This is a genomic window from Marisediminitalea lipolytica (assembly GCF_001758465.1).
In the GTDB taxonomy this organism is placed as follows: Bacteria; Pseudomonadota; Gammaproteobacteria; order Enterobacterales; family Alteromonadaceae; genus Alteromonas; species Alteromonas lipolytica.
Genome location: NZ_MJIC01000014.1, coordinates 556257 through 573679, shown reverse-complemented (window position 1 = coordinate 573679; position 17423 = coordinate 556257). Strand labels below are relative to the sequence as shown.

The 17423-nt window shown below is 40.7% G+C and carries 12 protein-coding genes and 1 pseudogene; 2 read left to right on the top strand and 11 right to left on the bottom strand.

All coding sequences use genetic code 11. The annotated features are described in order from the left end of the window. The 3 genes from BFC17_RS13520 to BFC17_RS13510 all read right to left on the bottom strand — a co-directional run bounded on the left by BFC17_RS13520 (position 1) and on the right by BFC17_RS13510 (position 4329). On the bottom strand, positions 1 to 1236 hold the full coding sequence (locus tag BFC17_RS13520) for an MBOAT family O-acyltransferase (RefSeq protein WP_175439572.1): 1236 nt from the start codon (positions 1234 to 1236) through the stop codon (positions 1 to 3). A gap of 341 nt (positions 1237 to 1577) precedes the next feature. Further along, the gene (locus BFC17_RS13515; protein WP_139142079.1) at positions 1578 to 2750 is read right to left on the bottom strand and encodes a hypothetical protein; all 1173 of its coding nucleotides are present in this window, start codon (positions 2748 to 2750) and stop codon (positions 1578 to 1580) included. 19 nt (positions 2751 to 2769) lie between these two features. After that, the gene (locus BFC17_RS13510; RefSeq protein ID WP_070176993.1) at positions 2770 to 4329 is read right to left on the bottom strand and encodes an MBOAT family O-acyltransferase; all 1560 of its coding nucleotides are present in this window, start codon (positions 4327 to 4329) and stop codon (positions 2770 to 2772) included. 275 nt (positions 4330 to 4604) lie between these two features. Here BFC17_RS13510 and BFC17_RS13505 point away from each other — a divergent pair. Beyond that, a pseudogene (locus BFC17_RS13505) lies at positions 4605 to 5644 on the top strand (IS481 family transposase). 86 nt (positions 5645 to 5730) lie between these two features. Here the strand turns inward: BFC17_RS13505 and BFC17_RS13500 are convergent. Continuing rightward, positions 5731 to 8232 (bottom strand): CehA/McbA family metallohydrolase, encoded by a 2502-nt coding sequence (locus tag BFC17_RS13500; protein WP_070176992.1) that lies wholly within the window; start codon positions 8230 to 8232, stop codon positions 5731 to 5733. A gap of 241 nt (positions 8233 to 8473) precedes the next feature. On the opposite strand from BFC17_RS13500, the gene BFC17_RS13495 reads away from it, so the two are divergent. Continuing rightward, positions 8474 to 9460, top strand: coding sequence for a glycosyltransferase (locus tag BFC17_RS13495; protein ID WP_070176991.1), 987 nt, complete (start codon positions 8474 to 8476; stop codon positions 9458 to 9460). On the opposite strand, the gene BFC17_RS13490 is transcribed toward BFC17_RS13495, so the two are convergent. From BFC17_RS13490 to BFC17_RS13460, 7 genes are all read right to left on the bottom strand, one after another. Continuing rightward, positions 9457 to 10926, bottom strand: a complete 1470-nt coding sequence (locus BFC17_RS13490; protein WP_070176990.1) for an oligosaccharide flippase family protein — start codon at positions 10924 to 10926, stop codon at positions 9457 to 9459. The genes BFC17_RS13495 and BFC17_RS13490 overlap by 4 nt on opposite strands. A 51-nt stretch (positions 10927 to 10977) precedes the next feature. Beyond that, positions 10978 to 12291 carry a putative O-glycosylation ligase, exosortase A system-associated gene (locus tag BFC17_RS13485; protein WP_070176989.1) on the bottom strand — a complete coding sequence of 438 codons (1314 nt, stop codon included), beginning with the start codon at positions 12289 to 12291 and terminating at the stop codon, positions 10978 to 10980. Positions 12292 to 12372: 81 nt separating this feature from the next. After that, positions 12373 to 13269 carry a glycosyltransferase family 2 protein gene (locus BFC17_RS13480; RefSeq protein ID WP_070176988.1) on the bottom strand — a complete coding sequence of 299 codons (897 nt, stop codon included), beginning with the start codon at positions 13267 to 13269 and terminating at the stop codon, positions 12373 to 12375. 2 nt (positions 13270 to 13271) lie between these two features. Continuing rightward, the gene (locus BFC17_RS13475; RefSeq protein ID WP_083271730.1) at positions 13272 to 14411 is read right to left on the bottom strand and encodes a glycosyltransferase family 4 protein; all 1140 of its coding nucleotides are present in this window, start codon (positions 14409 to 14411) and stop codon (positions 13272 to 13274) included. After that, positions 14362 to 15507 carry a glycosyltransferase family 4 protein gene (locus BFC17_RS13470; RefSeq protein WP_070176986.1) on the bottom strand — a complete coding sequence of 382 codons (1146 nt, stop codon included), beginning with the start codon at positions 15505 to 15507 and terminating at the stop codon, positions 14362 to 14364. The genes BFC17_RS13475 and BFC17_RS13470 overlap by 50 nt, the downstream gene beginning before the upstream one ends. Then, positions 15504 to 16730 carry a glycosyltransferase family 4 protein gene (locus tag BFC17_RS13465; protein WP_083271729.1) on the bottom strand — a complete coding sequence of 409 codons (1227 nt, stop codon included), beginning with the start codon at positions 16728 to 16730 and terminating at the stop codon, positions 15504 to 15506. The genes BFC17_RS13470 and BFC17_RS13465 overlap by 4 nt, the downstream gene beginning before the upstream one ends. Further along, positions 16705 to 17412, bottom strand: a complete 708-nt coding sequence (locus BFC17_RS13460) for a sugar phosphate nucleotidyltransferase (RefSeq protein WP_070176985.1) — start codon at positions 17410 to 17412, stop codon at positions 16705 to 16707. Before BFC17_RS13460 ends, BFC17_RS13465 begins: the two co-directional genes overlap by 26 nt. Between the last annotated feature and the right edge of the window lie 11 nt (positions 17413 to 17423).

The following is a 17423-nucleotide window of genomic DNA, read 5'->3' as shown; positions in this document are numbered from 1 at the left end:
TTAAAAATTAAAATAAATAAACACTGTTGGTTCTGGCATGAACATAATTGTTAATCCAACTAAGCCGCCAAGAGCGAATGCTATCCCAGGTTTTATTGACAGGCATTTCCATTTCTCAGTTAATTGCGCTGTTGGTGTGTCAACCCCTTCATAATTAAGCGTCTGATTGACATTAGGCAACCCGAACACAATACCAAGCCCACAAAAAATAAAAAATAACTGATAAGGGATAAAAAACTGATTAGGTGTATCGGTAAGAGCAACCATTGCAATTATCATATTGATAGCTCCATCCAAAGATTCAGCCCTGAAAAATACCCATGCAAACACGACTGCAATAAAGGTTATGATGATGCTAAATGTCTTCGGCAAGTATTGACTTAGACCACAATATCTCGAAAAGTGATTAATAATTAGATAAGTACCATGCAAAGCTCCCCAGAAAATAAACCCCCAACCTGCACCATGCCACAAGCCGCCCAACAACATGGTCAAAAATAGATTGATATATTTTCTGAATTTACCTTTTTGATTTCCACCAAGAGGAATATAAAGATAATCCCTTAGAAAGGCAGATAAAGTCATATGCCAGCGTCGCCAAAACTCTACGATAGAAGCCGCTTTATAGGGCGAAAAAAAGTTTAACGGGAGCTTTACACCAAACATCAGACCTAGCCCAATTGCCATCTCTGAGTATGCCGAAAAGTCAAAATATAACTGTAATGTATAAGCGATAGCGCCCAGCCAACTATCGGTCATTGACAAAGTTGCACCATTATCCACGCTGGCAAATACTGGGTTTGCAATTCGGGCAAAAGTGTCTGCTAAAATGATTTTTTTAAAAACACCGACACAAAGAAATAACAAGCCTATATTAAACATATCCCAATTGAACAGTTTCTTATTAAGAGATGCAATTTGTGGCATCAACTGAGAATGATGAACAATTGGCCCAGCAATTAGCTGAGGAAAAAACAAAACAAATAATGAGTAATGAGAAAGCTTATACTGCGTATTACCATATTTATAAGTATCGACTAAAAAAGCGATTTGTTGAAAGGTGTAGAAAGAAATGCCAACAGGTAACAGTTTCTCCGCCACAAACCAATTACTATCAAATACTGAGTTGAATATATCTGAAGCAAAAAAAGCGTATTTATAATAACCAATAACGCTTAAGTTAAAAATTGTTCCTATTACTAGTATTTTTTTACCAGTCTGCTTATTTCTCAGCAATATTTGCCTGGACAATAGAAAATTTACGAATATTGAGCTTAAAATTACGTGGGCATGACTGTAATTGGGTAATAAATAAAATATAAAAGAAGCTGTGAGAAGAATAGTTACAACAGAAAACTTTTTAAACTTTAATGAAAAAACGTAAAAGATTAGGAACGTAATGGGCAGAAAAAGAAACAAAAAACTAAATGTTGGGAACAGCATATGGTGGTGAATTCTTAGTAAACATTCTCTAAACGCTACGATAACTGATAAGTCGACTAACTTCTACTCAACCACTGTTATAACTGACTACTATTGTTACTATCCCGGCAAACTGTGGCTTCAACTCCGTAAAGTCAGAGTGACAACCCCAGTTTTAACTTTAAATCCTCCCATTGGCTTGCCGTTTCAGCAAGACCAATATTGTCTTGTTCTAAAAGTATATCAATTGACTCTACGCTCAAAGTTCTGGCCAACGCAACTTGAGAGTTATTATTTAATAATTCTCGCAACAGTAAATCGCCTAGTTCCTTTCTGTAATGTGACGGTTCCCAAAACCATTCCATCTCTACTTTGGGTTGACTTAAATTAACCGGCTCCTTGGTATACTGATTAAAACCGCTGAAATCAAACAATCTTTGTTGCTTAAACTGCTGATTCACAAATCCTGCTAGCTGCCTCTTCCAAGCGAGGTAGTCAGGCCAATAACCCAAGTCTTTTAGTAATTGCAGATAACTGTAATGATAAGGATTGATGAATAATGTCAGCTCGATTTCGTTCGCAACTGCTCTGTCAATGAGCTCAGCAAGCATTTCAAAGCCTGGCCCCATCCCCTTCCACTGCGCCGGACGATAGCTTAAGTGCTTATTTTCCAGTCTTGTTTTTAAACTCGATAGCTTCTGCTTGAAGAGCGGCTTCTTCCCTTCGGTACTGATAGTTGTTTCAAAACTCTTAGCATCGTTAAACCCTAAAGAAGTTATGCGACTGGTGCGGGATTGTTGAGTAAGGATAGTTAAAATACTGCTATGAAGAGCATCAAGAGATAAAATAAGTGGTGTACGTTCAGAAAATAATTCAACTAAGTCTTTTTTAGCTTCTAATTCATCAATAGGTGTAATAATTTCTGATGCTGACTCTTTGTATAAAAAATCAAGATAATCCAAGCTTACAATAAGATGCTGTAAGTTTTTGTTAGATTCTATCTGCTGTAAGGCATTTGTAATCTGGTACTTTAAGCTTGCTCCGGGTATTCCGAAATTATAAACCGTCCAGTGGTTAAACATAGGGCTTTTGGGGTCCAAGCCGATCTCAACGCGTGAATTACCAATAATAACAACTTCTGGTCGAAGAGAATCGACAACATACTGTTTGGTCAACCTAACACGATTACCTGCTTCAGTTTTATTTTTATTGATGCCTGTAATTTTAGGCGACCAATGCATACCATAGGGATCAATAAACCAATTAATTCCTCCAATTCCTAATATAGTAAGAATGAATGCAGAGACAAAATGCCGGATATATTTCATTTTCTTACTCATGCCTTAATTAGAATTGAAAGTACAAAAATTCGCTTACCTGAGAAAGCGTTAAGAGACCAAAAGCAAATAAAATTCCGCAGATATATGCAGAGGTGACATTCATTTTCCAAGTAAAGTTAAATGAAGGTAACGCAAGTAATGTGAATGCGCTTCCAAATTGTCCCCCTTTTTCGGCCAGGGCTGCGTTGTACTTTGAGAATAGTTCATACACATTAGGAAAACTTAACGTCAAGATGAAACAAACTACTATCCATGACCAGGTTTTGACAAAAGCTGCGCCTCCCTCTTGACCTGGTGATATGCCTATCTCTGTTAACACGCTGGTTAAACTACCTAATCTGACAAAAATGGCATTAGGTATTGCAACTCCATTTAACCCGGCCATTCCACTTAACATGTTCAACGCTCCATCCAGTGTAGTGGCACGAAAGAAAACCCAACCTACAACCACAGCAAGGAAGGTTAAAAGCCAACTTAGCCAAGTGAGTCGTAATCTGTAAGCAAATGAATACTTCGTTGCGATAACCTGCCAATAACTGTTAATTGCCAGGTATAAACCATGAAGGCCCCCCCAAATTACAAAGTTCCAACCGGCTCCGTGCCATAGGCCTCCCAATAACATCGTGATCATTAAATTATTGTATCGCCTGAATTGCCCTACTCGATTGCCCCCCAATGGGATGTAAATGTAATCCCGTAAGAATGTCGATAGTGTAATATGCCAACGCCGCCAAAACTCAGAGATACTGGTAGCCTTATATGGTGAATAAAAATTGAGAGGCAACACAATGCCAAACATTCTTGCAAGACCTATCGCCATGTCAGAATAGCCGGAGAAATCAAAATATAATTGAAAGCTATAAGCTAAAGCGCCACCCCATGCAGAAAAAAAATCAACGCTTACACCATTGTCTACGTTATGAAAAACCGGATTCGCATAAATCGCGACACCATCTGCAAGAACTGCCTTTTTAAACAAACCGACAGCAAAGATACTAATGCCAATCGCAAAATTTTCGGCATCAAATGCATAAGATTTTTGACTTTCGAATTGCGGCATCATCTGCTTGTGATGAACAATCGGCCCTGCGATGAGTTGCGGAAAAAAAGACACAAATAGTGCATAGTGTCCAAACTTGTATTCCCTAGTGATTCCCCTGTAGGAGTCGACGAGATACGCGATTTGTTGAAACGTAAAAAATGAGATAGCAAGCGGTAATACAATTTTGTCGAATTCAAATTGAGTCCCAACCAGTACACCAACATTATCGACTAAAAAGTTAGCATACTTAAAATATCCAATCAGAAAAAGGTTAGCTCCAATCCCAAAAATCAGAACGGACTTGTTCTTTGAATGGTTAAGATATGAGCCTAAAGAATAGTTAAATGCCATAGAAAATAGCAATAACAGAAGATGAACTGGACTCCACCATGCGTAGAAGAAAAGTGAACAAAAAATCAAACTGCTGAGTGCTTTCTCATTACCAAAACGTTTCGCAATAGAGAAATAGAGAAATAAACATGTTGGGAGGAAAAAGAAAATAAACTCTACAGAATTAAAAAGCAAAATCTTTCCTTAGCTTGAAAAAAACATCTGAACTTTTAGTAGTTGCAGATTACGCTGCGCAATTATTGTGGAGCTAGTCAAATTTATCATTTTAGTCTGCCCATCTTTTACACATTATGCCCTTTCCTATTTGTTAAGCACAACTACAAGAGAACAAATTAAATAGTAAGGTGAATTAGTTCCGACCAGATCTGACACATCTACTTGAAAAGATGAGAGTTACCCAGTTTGATAAAGGTGTCGAATCTTTATTAAACAAACCTAAGGTAACTCTCATGTTGCATACTAACAATCCAATCATTAAACACAAAGCTGGTTTACTCAATCTGGCTGTAGAACTCGGTAATGTATCGAAGGCTTGTAAAGTCATGGGCGTATCGCGAGATACGTTTTACCGCTATCAGGAACTGGTTGAAGAAGGCGGTGTTGATTCGCTAATTAGTCAGTCCAGACGCACTCCTAACCTTAAGAATCGCGTGGATGAACAAACGGAACAATCCGTTATTAATACGCAGTAGAGTTCCCTGCACACGGCCAAGCCAGAACCAGCAATGAACTTCGTAAGCAAGGTGTATTCGTCTCTGGTAGTGGTGTTCGATCCATCTGGCTCCGGCATAACCTGGAGAACTTCAAAAAGCGTTTAGCTGCCTTGGAAGACAAGGTTGAAAAGGAAGGCATCATTCTTAGCGAAGACCAAGTTGCTGCGCTGGAAAAGAAAAAGCAGGACGATGAAGCCTGTGGTGAAATTGAAACGCATCACCCTGGCTATTTAGGCTCTCAGGACACGTTCTATGTAGGCAACTTAAAGGGCGTAGGTCGAATTTATCAGCAGACCTTCGTTGATACCTACAGCAAAGTAGCGTTCGCTAAGCTCTACACAACGAAAACACCAATCACATCGGCAGATGTATTGAATGACCGTGTATTGCCGTTCTTCGAGGCTCAGGAGCTGCCAATGCTGAGGATTTTAACTGACCGAGGCACTGAGTATTGCGGCAAGGTTGAACAGCACGATTATCAGTTATATCTGGCAATCAATGATATTGACCACACCAAAACCAAAGCGAGACATCCGCAAACTAACGGTATCTGTGAACGCTTCCACAAGACGATCCTGAATGAGTTTTATCAGGTGACGTTCCGCAAAAAGCTCTATGATTCACTGGAAATGTTGCAGAAAGATCTGGACGACTGGCTGGATTATTACAACAATGAACGGACTCATCAGGGCAAAATGTGCTGCGGCCGAACGCCAATAGAAACATTAACTGATGGAAAACGGGTTTGGGCTGAAAAGAATTTAGCTCAAATCTAATCTTACGCTGACACCAGAAAAACTGGGTAACTGTCAGATCAGGTCTGAGCTAGTACAAGTAAGGCCATGTATTATATAAAGTAAACCTATAAAACCACCCCTATTGGGTTAGTCCAGAATTGATATCGCCGTGTTCCCTTTGTTTTACTCTTACCCTGCAATCTAAAATAATGATACCCCTCTGAAAGGTTAATATTTATCAATATGGTCTTTAACCCCTCTTGATTAGTGGTGGAGATGTCCCGAATATTATACCCATTTGATGAAACCTCGATGAGTTGAAGTGTATCAAGATAGGGTTGATCCCCTTGCCAGTCAGAGGCGGCGAGATCAATCGATATGGTTATAGTGATTTGTCTGGTGGAAACTGGCAACACCTCACCTATTGTGGCCGTTAAATCTCCATCTGAACTGATTTTAAAATCCAACTCACGGATAAATTTACCATGTTGAGCCCACATATTCCCTGAATGCAAAGCATTAAGGATATCGTTAGTTTTATTACTCTTAGAATAAATATGGGTTGTAGAAAATTGACATGGCCAATAATCATTTCCAAAGTCATGAAAATCCGAGCCAGCTCGCGCGGCAAGTACTCTTCTCCCCGTAGCTAATAATTGATCCCAGGTTCCCCCGGGTATCGCTGCTACCGGGTCAAGGCCATCGATTGTTTTAAAGATTGTATTATACGCACCATTCCTGTCAGTACGAATTCCCTGATGTCCAGGAGCGCCGGAAAAACCTAAAAATACCGGAGATTCCCAACTAATGAAGTCATCAAAGTTCTCGTATGAATATTCATCTTTACGGCTAGGATGATTATAAAAAACAACGGGAAGTGTTCCTTCAACAGTGCGCTGGGCTTCTAGCCAGCTCAATGCTGGTCTTGCTGAAACCATATCCTTGGTCAAACGGTGATGGTGATCAAAACGGTTTCTGAAATATTGAAATTTAGACCTTATATTTTCACTCTCTGGTAACAATACGGTTACATGCTCTCTGCCACCGTAAGGCGGTATATTCCACTCCATACCTTCCATAATAGTAAGACCGGGATAGCCCTTTCTAGCAGCGTCGACATCGGCATAATAAGCCTCAGAAAACAAAGACTTCAGTGAATGGTCGCCGTGATCAGTGATCGCAATAGCATCGCAACCATAGTTGCTAGCTTGTCGAGCGAGTTCATCGATACTGTTATGACCATCTGAATATGTTGTGTGCATATGAGTATCGACGACATACCATTTACCATTGTTACCAATCGGGTTTCGATACTCTATAGGTAAGATATTAAGTCCGTTTTTGTTATACAAGGGCACCTTACGTACTCTATCCTCTACGCGGGCTATGGCTTTGTTATATTCTTTACTGCCCTTTTCCCCAATAACCTCAACAAGCTTGTCGTAACTCAGCCCCTCTAACAAATCGTTAATGGCTGGAAAAAATAAGCGCTCATTAGCTTTACCGCTCAATAATGTTTGCGCTCGCACTGCATTTTCAGCAGTCCCGGTAATGTATTTTGCAAATTCAAGACCGGCAATATCAGCTGCCATGTCAGCAAAACTAAACCCTGAGCCGCCTGAGCCACTATCCAAAAATTCTTTGAATTCACCGATTCCTAAACCAAGACTTTCCAGACTAACTTGCTCAAGTGTTGCCGAATATAAAAAGTGCAAAGACAAATCTTCACGTCCTTTTATTCGCAGGATTTCTTGCTTAACGTTGCTTTTCTCTATATTAAGAAAATCAGCAAAACCGGGATTGCCGTATTTAACCGACAAAGCCCATAGAGCAGCCTGATTATATAACGCCGGCTGGCCATCATCACTGATCGTATCAACTGAAGCCAACGTCATTACAAATCCGACACGTTCTGCAAGTTCGTTGGAGTTAAATTCAGCTTTGTCCAGTTTGTACAGATATTCCTGAACTTTTTCCCTTAGCACATCGTTACTAACTAGTCCTTTAGTTGCCGATACTATATCTGAAGCGGAATCAACTGATTCCTTTACTTGTGCGTAAAAATCATCCGGCTTTGTGGCTCGGAAACTAATGTGATCTTCTGACAGCGTTATGGTAGTTAATATTTGATGGGTAGTTTCTGCTACCTCGTCTGAAAAGACAATTCGGGTAACTTGCTTGATGATGAAAAGACTAACAAAAGAAGGCACAGGTATCCGGCCTACTTCACAATCGCCAAATTCAGCGCCGGAATAACCCGGTTCTACCATGCAAACTATATTTAAATAAGCATGTTCGCTCAGAGGCAATTTTACACTGCCTGCCATAATCATTCCAAAACGATTAACTGCGAGTCTAGCTTTTAATCTTGGTGTAAAACCGGAAATGAGCCCGCTTATCGCAGAAAGTTCCTGATTACTAAGAGATGTTTCAAACGCTGTGTCATCTGCAGCAAGGCTATGAAAAATGGAAGACACTTTCTGGCGAGCTAGCGTAATTTCGTTTGGTGAGAGAGTGTCAACTGCAACAACTACGGGGGAAAACTCGACAAACAGTAATACAAAGATCAAAGGGACTATTAGCAGTTTAAGTAACCGTCGGAATAGCGCTAATCCAAACTTTTTCATAACAAATAAATATCATTCGATTTTACTCAGTGTAATGTATATGAAAGCGACTTAATATCCAAACATTACGAAGCGATTGGCTCTTCAGCGGTAACAGATTGAGAGTTGAAGCATAAATCAGTACACTTCGATTTTATCTTTGAACGACTTACGATTAAAGCTACAAAAAGCTGCGTTCTAATAGATTAAAGTTCTGATTATAGATACTTTGGATGACCTGGTTTATTAAAGATAACAATACATGAAAAAATTAATCAATGTCCTTATCATTCATGGGAACTCTCAAGGACTATTAAATGACGCCAATATTCTGGAACAAGCATTAAACCAATCAAATGATATTAATTGCGTAGTACGGTTATCCAAATTTAATTCATTGTTTAAGAATGCCTATGACCTTTCGTCAATTTTAATTAAATCAGCAATACCAGCCCGAAGACTAATTGTTATACATCTTGAAGAATTACAGTCTGGATTTATACCATTCTCCAAAACCCATTTATTTTTCCCAAATCAGGAATGGTTTCGAAGTGATACCGCCAAAGCGTTACAGCAACATATAGCTAAGATAATTGTTTGCTGTAAAACCCGCTATGCAGAGGAACAATTCAAACGGCTGGTACCGCATGTGAGATTCACAGGTTTTAGTTCGATAGATAAATTTGAGCCACAAATCCCTAAAGAACCTTTATCTTTTCTTCATATTGCGGGGAAAAGTGAACAGAAAGGGACAAATAACCTACTGGAAGCCTGGTTGACACATCCGGAATGGCCTTTGTTAACGGTTGTATCCAGACGAAAAGAACATCTAAATTTTGGCGGCCCTAATATAAACATTATTTCTAAATTCATTAGTGATAAAGAACTTTTAGAGCAAATAAACAAACACCCTGTGCACCTGTGCCCTTCAGAATCAGAAGGGTTTGGCCATACCATTTGGGAAGGTTACTCTACAAATGCAATGGTAGTAACAACTAACGCCCCGCCTATGAATGAGTTTATCGTCAAAGGGCAGCCCTATTCATTCGCTTGCACAAAATTCGGAAAGCGATATCTAAGTGATTTGTTTAAAGTATCACCAGAGAATGTCACAGATACGATTACAGATATTTTAACGTCTTTCGATCCTGCCTCGTTAATACACAGTGATGTGTATAGACAGCACTACATCTCAAACAAAAAATTATTTGAAGAGCGCCTTGAAAAGCTTATTTCTGAACTACTTTAACAAAACTTCTCCCATTTTTTTACAATAAAATCTGGGTAAAGGTTATAAATAAAAGAATGTTTTGCGAGTTTATCGATAAGTATAAATTGCAGAGCCGCTATCACCAAATATGCGCCCCCACCGGAAATAATCATCCCAACCATTCGAGCGATGGGCGATAAAACCTCAAATAAAGGCCCCACAAATATTAAAGTAGTTAGTAACGCTAATATGGGAGGAAAAATCCATAACGTAATTAACAAAATAATTCGGCAGGATATATTTAGATTTATCCGAGCGATAGCGATTATGGACGCTAACACAATAAAACCTATCTCAATTCTAAGATGAGAGAACTCTATTTCATTGACTGGTTGAAAATAATAGAAACAGGTAAGCAACAAAGTTAAGGCAACTAAGTCATTGAAAACAGAGAGCTTGGTCTTATTTTCAAGGTCATAGAGATTATATAACAAAGGCTGAGTAATAAACGGGAGCATCAAAAAACCTAAGTTAGCTAATAAAGGCGCAGCCGTAAGCCACTTAGAACCAAGCACAACAGCAGCAAAATCATCGGCAATAAAGTACAATCCAATAGCGCTTGCTAATACGAATGACCAAAAGAAAAAAATCAATTGGTAAAACTTTGTATAAACAAGTCTCATTTGTGATTTCACCTGAGCTAGCCCGGCAATCAGAGGTCCCATAACAGGCGATAAAATTTCAGTTTGCGGCATAATTGCAAATTGTTGTGCAACCTTATAATTACCCAATGCATCGGTACCAAAAAACCGGCCAACCAACAAAATGTCAGCTTGTGATCGCGAGTATCCTAAGATATTTCTAACCATAATAAATTTAGAAAAACTAAACATTTCATGGCTACCTTTAAGCATAAATTTTGGCAAATATGGCGCAACGATGTGACTAATAACTACATCGGCCAACGCATGTATAAAGAGACCAATAATTAATGCGTAATAATTTTTAAAAATAAACGCACAGATAATAGTGGCTACTGTTGATGTTATTTTTGCAAAAATTTTAATCGCATTTAATTTTTTAAAATCTAAAGCCTTGTGAAACGCTACGGTTCTTATACTATAAAAAAGACCTACAGAATAAACCACTGCAGTTAGACGTATTGCCTGAACCGCTTCCGGCTCATTCAAAAAACCAGCAATGTAAGGTGACATTAAAAAAACTAAAAGCATTGCGCCGCCTTTGAATATAAAGTTGACGCTCCAAGCCCGGTGTAAGTCATCATCAGTAATATTCTCTTTAATTACCAAATAACGAAAAACACCAAAATTGGTTAACACCTCAAACAAGCCAGCAACAACACCTGCAATTGCGACTAGCCCATAGTCATCAGGAGACAATAGCCTGACTAAAATTAAGGTACTGAATATCCCCATCCCTCTAATGAAGAACTTAGCAAGCATATTCCAAAAATAGGCTATATATATTTTATTGGTTACTGACATTCATACCTACAGCGAACTCAATTGTCGATCCAAGAAAAATCACTTGCTATCCTAACGGCTCGTGCTTGTTAATGATGCTCTCTTACGATCCTTATTCGATATGAAATTATTATCATTAACATAAAGACGCTTTAGCACAATTGTAAGACCAACGATTAATAAAAATATACTGTTATAAGCAGCACTTAGCGCCGCTCCTGCAACAGCAAATGCGACAAAGCTTAGCTGCAAATAAATCACTAAGGTTTTCGCCCACTCGTCCTGAGTATTTTTTCTTACCTTATTCAAACCTATGAAAGTCAAAAGAAGGATTAACCCATACCAGGTAAATCCAACAAAACCAGTATCGCCTAACACTTGAAAATAAATACTGTGAGCAACATACAATGTGCTGGGATTAGGCGAAGGTATAAAGCTCAGCGTGTTAAAATCTGCGACTAAAACAACCCAAGTAGGAAAATAAGCTACTGCGTTAAACCCACCGCCAAGGATAGGATGCTTTAGAGCTAGAAGCAGGGATAATTTCCAGACGATCAATCGACTCATAAAGGAACCATCTTCGCCAGCATTTTCTATTGTCTGCATGCGTTCCATCCAGTTCTGATCTGCTACTTGTAAGACAACCAACCCAAAAAAGATTAGCAGAACCAGTACAATCCCCTTCCGTTGGCTTTTCCAAAAGAAATAGGCACCCAATACCAATAATCCTAAAAAGCCACCTCTGGAATCAGAACCAATAATGAACATTACGTTAAGAAAAATAAATGACCCCAGGCCAAATTTAATTAATTTGTGCTGGTACCTGGTGTACAAGTAAATCATCATCGGAATGACCATTAATGAGGCTAGTGCCCCAAGGTTATTATCACTGAACATGGTTGAAATTGACCGTACAACGTGACCACCGCCAGAGTGTACGAACTTCATTCCCTCGATACATGCTCTTGCCCCTATAGACATAACACAAGCCCAAAGGAGTGCTTCGATATGTAAAGGTTTATTTACTATTAAGCAAATAAACACAAAGAATATTATCGATTTAATAAAGAACTCATACTCCCGCCAAACCTCAATCTCACTGCCCATATGAGTAAATGAAGAAAGGCTAACATGTAGAGTAAAAACGAGCATAAGCGTAAATAACGCTTCGCTTTTAAACCTGAATTCTTTTTTCGAAAAAAAATAACTGACAATAGTTGTTAGGGCAAATATCAAATTCCAACGAAATGAGGTCGAAAACCCATATGCCCATAAATTCAATGGAACTAATGAAGACCATAGCCAAAGCGCTAATCCAATGTATGGCCTTTTAATAGCGTAATAAATTAAAACTGGAAAAATCAGAATTAACGCAATATCTCTCATGAGTTCTGCTCATTTTTCTCACGTTTCAGTGCTAACCAGCACAAAGCCGGAACACCAATGACAACGATTAAAAATATTAAATTATCTGCCATTAGGTAACTCTCGGTGTTTGTTTAAGTTAGCTTCTTTGAAAGCCCTGCTATCAAAATAACGAATGATAACGGAGTCTTTGCGTATAAACTTAGGTGACAAATAGTCGTATAGCTGAGTCGCTTCATTTGGTAACAGAGCAAACTCATCATACTTCTCTAAAAACTGGCGAATACAACACTGTTGCAAGTGCCTTAAGCTATACCTTTGTAGTCGCCTGATATAAAGACGGATATTACTGATAGAAGTCGGGGAAAGACGGTGATAGAAAAATTCCGCACTAGCCACCCCCACTAATAACCCCTCTAAGCGACCGTTAGATAACTTAAAATCATGGGTAGACACCCAGGCTAATAAGCTGTCGTCACCAATTAAGCCAACAGGCAGCTTAAAGTTTAATTCTCTTACTTTACGCACAAAGCGTGGCGACAACGCAAACAAATTCCCGGATAACGCATTGCCCTCTAACGTTTTACGAATAGTATCGTCGGTAGTCCTGCCTTTGGTTTTGGGTATACCAGCATAGATATAAGCATCAGGCTTTTCGTTACACGCCTGCACAAACCCATTTACCGTATCCGGTGTAACTTTGCAGTCGCCATCAATATAAATGGTCAACACATCTTTCAGAGCATATTCGTAAAGGCCCAAGTTCCATGCGTTAGCTTTATCACCTTTTAACACTTCATGGGCAAACCAATTTTCCTTTGACGCTACATACTGTTCAGCAATAGACTGCGTAGAGTCAGTACTTCCGTTATTGATAATATGGACTTCGGAGACAACATCCTGCGCCTTATCTAAGGCGGATTGTATGCCTTGCAAGCAACCAAGAATGTGCGCTTCCTCGTTGTGAGCAACAACGCAAATTTGAACCGGAACTGTCATTGCTACACACTACCTCTATCTAATATTTGCCAGACTTGCTGCCACTGTTGATAAATCGTACTGTCAGTAAATGCCGCAGACCGCTGAATAGCTGCCTCGCTCAATTGTTGATAGTCACACTGGCCAGTAACAAAATCAGCAATGCTTTTACTTAATGCTTCAACGTTCAGCGCCTCAATAACCTTGCCATATTTACCCTGACCAAGTATCTCCCCCGGCCCCATGGGACAATCAAAAGCGATACTGGGCACTCCGCGACTAATGGCTTCAATTAAGGTTAGGCCAAAGCCTTCATAGCGTGAGGACATAACGTAAACGCCAGCTTCATCAAACACGTCTGTCATGTTCTTTGTTTCACCCAGCAGTTCTACATTACCAAGCTTATGATAAGCAATGCGTTGTTTAACGTATTCTTTGGCACTGCCATTGGGGCCAACCAACCGTAAAGTCCACCCCTTGGTTAACCTCGCGGGAATTAGCGCCCACGCATCTACCAGTAAATCAAAGCCTTTTTGTTCGGTAAAGCGCCCTACCGAAACAACCGTCTTATTTTTAATACTCAGCCTTGGTTCCGTAATATCTACTGAACACGGATTAGCAATATTAAATACCGGCGCTTTTAACCAGTACTTAGTTTTCCAGCTTTCTTTGTCCTGTTCAGTAAGCACCACTATAGCATCACTCAGCAATGCAGCAGCTCGGCGTCCAAACCACCGGGAACCGAAGGTCGTCTCTATGGTTGAATTAAAATGTTCCCATACAAGCCATTTTGCGCTTCCCGCGTTGCGACAAAAAGGAAGCAATAGACCAAGCTGAGAATCAGACAGGATAATCAGGTCAAATTGCCTGGCTAAATTGCGTAACCGGCTCGAAATCGACAGTAATTGCTTAATCAGAGAAACCGGATGTGGCATCAAAGAGGTCAGTTGCACAGACTCATGCACAGGGAAAAATAGCTCTGGTTTACTCTGATACAAACTACAAATAGTCACCTGCTGACCATTCTCAGCACAAACGGAGGCAAAATGAGTCGTCACTCTCTCAGTACCACCAATATTACTGGCGTCATTGATAATAAACGCGATACGCATATCAGTGCCGCGAATTCCGATTAGCAAACCACGCCAGGATAGTATCAGCATTGTTCGACCAGGTAAGCCCTTTCTCTGCAATCGTTTCTATCGCACGCGCTTTTAACTGTGAACGTAATTCGTCATGACGAATCAGTGTTTCGATACAATCCACCATTTCCGCACTGTTATCCTCGGCAAATAATAGTGCGTTATCCTTATCGGACAGCAACTCCTTAATATTGGCACTGTCAGGGGCCACTATCGCTAATCCTTTAGCCAAATATTCAAGCATCTTGAGTGGTGAAGCCCAGGGCGTAACCGCTGGCTGTAGCGCGATATCAATTTGATCGAGCCAGAATGGCATCTCGTCACGACTGACTAGTCCGGTACTGGTAAATTTATCCTGAAAATTCAGCTCGATAGCCTGCTTTTTTAAACCAGCAATCACTGGGCCATCGCCAACTACCAGAAAATGTAAATTCTCATGGGGCATAGCCGCCAGACGGGCCAGTACCTGATCCAACTGATGCCATTCACGACAAAACCCCACAAAACCAATAACCAGTTTATCTTTAAATTCGGGCTGTCGATTTTGCAGTTGCTGGGGCATAAATACTTCGGTTTCCACGCCATTGGGGATCACGCAAATTTTATCTTTGGCAACACCGGCATTTTCGATATAACCAGCAAGAACATGAGTAACCGGAAGCACTCTGTCGGCATTACGCCAGGCGTAATATTCCGACCATTTGGCTAACCAGGGGAAACTTAATCCGCCATATTTGACTCGCTCATCGTACAGAGGAGAATTCACCTCTAGTTGCAATGGCAGTTTAAACAGCTTTTTGACCCAAATACCTGCTGGCAGATACAAGTTATATCGCTCGTAAATCACGTCGGGGCGATGTTGCCTAATCGCTTTAACCAGTTTAAAAAAAACCAGAAACGTATAGGCAAACTCCAGCAGTTCCGAAATAAAGCGTGGCATTTTTGCCCTGACAGCCGACACCCAGCCACCATCGCTGCCAAAATCGCCTTCTTCTGCTACCTGAGGCGCAACCATTATCACTTCATGGCCTTTAGCTTTCATCTGAGAAACAATGGCATCAATATGCACGTACTGACCGTCTTTGGAAGCCACTCTGTGATGATAGAGAATTTTCACGATATGGCCCCCCGCGCAGACTGCTTAACAATGGTGTCAACGATCTCCATCATCCCTTCGCAGGTCTCTTTCCAGCTAAATTGTTCCGCGTAACGCCTCACCGCTTCCCGGTCGACATCTTTGCTCAGCACATGTTGAATACCCCGGGCAATATCGGCAACATTTCGTTCTACCAATTCTCCTTGCGACTCAGGTTTAACCACTTCGGGCGTTCCCCATACTTTGGTTGCCACAACAGGCGTACCTGAGGCCATCGACTCAAGTAATACATTGGCCCATCCTTCCCGACTGGACGCTAAAACTAATGCATCGGCGGTCATCATCCATTGGTTCAGTGTTGGTTGATCCACTCCGCCTAAAAACTGAACGCGTTCAGACACCTTGCATTGCTCAGCCAATTGCTTGAGTTTAACTAAATCAGGTCCGTCTCCGGCAATCACTAAGCGAACATTATCCAAATTTTGCAGAGCTTCTATAATGAGGTGATGACCTTTTCGTTCAATTAACCACCCGACAGACAGCACCAACTTTTCGTTAATCTGACCCTGTGCTTTTAATTGCGCTTGTTTGGCATTATCCGAGGCAGAAAATAAATTAAGATCAACGCCATTTCGTAATACCGTTACCCGCTCATCAGGCACACCAAGCTTGACCATTTCGTCTTTTAACGCCTGACAAACCGTCATCATGTGAGCAGCTTTGTCAAATACCGTTCTCAACATGGCCAGTGCTTTGGGGTATTGCGGGATAAGATTAATGTCGGTTCCCCGAGCAGTGCAAGTAAAGGGAATATCCAGCGACTCTGCGGCCTGACAAATAGCGACGCCATCAGGATAGAAGTAATGCCCGTCAATTAAATCCACGCGGCGGGCCCGGTGGAGTTTAGTTAAGGTACGGGTAATGGCTTTCGCCATGAACTTAGGTGTCAGATACATACCAATTTTAGGCAGCACCAGATAACGTGGATGATATACCGTCATGCCATCGATAGTTTCCTGGTAAGGCACGCCGGCATACTTAGCGTATTCTCCAAATATCTTATGCTTAAACGGAAACCAGGGCACCGGCGCTATCACTTCCAAATCAATATTCTGATAAGTCGCTAAAAAGTGCCGCAACCGCGTTTTAACAAATATGCCAAGCTTGGGGTCATTTTTATTAGGGAACAGCGACGAAATAGTCACCATTCGAATGCGATTAGCCTGCACTAAATATCTCCGCATTCAACTTCACCAGCTCACCAGCGCCAAGCAAGTCGTCAGGGGTACCAATATCAAAAAACAGCCCCTTAACAGCAAAAACATAGGCGTCAATTTCAGATGAAGCGAGAATATTGTGCTCAAAACTAAACTTAACGGGTTGCTGGTCCAGCAAAGGCAAGTGTTTATTGATGTAATAAACCCCCGCATTGATAAAGCCGGCACCTGAACGGCCTTTTTCGTGGAAACCCACCAGTTTTTCGTGGCTAATTTCAGCGGCGCCAAAGCGCGTTAAATCATCAACATGAGTGCAAACAAGACCTAACTGAGCCTGGTGGTTTTCACAAAACTCGCTGAATGCCTTGAGATTTACTTCAATAAAAGAATCTGCATTAAACACCAACACTTTTTCTCTTTTGGTCAAAGCCAGCGCCTGCTTAATAGCGCCGCCAGTACCTAATGGCTCTTCTTCAATAGAAAAGTCACAATCAAGGTGAGAAAAGTGAGTGTTTACTTCTTCTTTTACCATCTGTGCATGGTGGGATATTGCAAAGATAAAGCGGGTCACGCCCTGCTGCAACAAATCCTCAATGATGAAGTGCAAAAAAGGTTTGTTGTTAACAGTTGCCAGGCACTTTGGATATTTGTCACCGGTCACTTTATGTAACCGGGTTCCGAGGCCACCTGCTAATAAAATTGCTTCCACCCTGCCCTTCC

Bases quoted from the DNA above. Each gene is read 5' to 3' on its own strand.
- BFC17_RS13515 (WP_139142079.1), bottom strand. From the start codon at position 2,750: ATGAAATATATCCGGCATTTTGTCTCTGCATTCATTCTTACTATATTA.
- BFC17_RS13500 (WP_070176992.1), bottom strand. From the start codon at position 8,232: ATGAAAAAGTTTGGATTAGCGCTATTCCGACGGTTACTTAAACTGCTA.
- BFC17_RS13490 (WP_070176990.1), bottom strand. From the start codon at position 10,926: ATGTCAGTAACCAATAAAATATATATAGCCTATTTTTGGAATATGCTT.
- BFC17_RS13480 (WP_070176988.1), bottom strand. From the start codon at position 13,269: ATGACAGTTCCGGTTCAAATTTGCGTTGTTGCTCACAACGAGGAAGCG.
- BFC17_RS13485 (WP_070176989.1), bottom strand. From the start codon at position 12,291: ATGAGAGATATTGCGTTAATTCTGATTTTTCCAGTTTTAATTTATTAC.
- BFC17_RS13495 (WP_070176991.1), top strand. From the start codon at position 8,474: ATGAAAAAATTAATCAATGTCCTTATCATTCATGGGAACTCTCAAGGA.
- BFC17_RS13465 (WP_083271729.1), bottom strand. From the start codon at position 16,730: ATGCGGAGATATTTAGTGCAGGCTAATCGCATTCGAATGGTGACTATT.
- BFC17_RS13475 (WP_083271730.1), bottom strand. From the start codon at position 14,411: ATGCTGATACTATCCTGGCGTGGTTTGCTAATCGGAATTCGCGGCACT.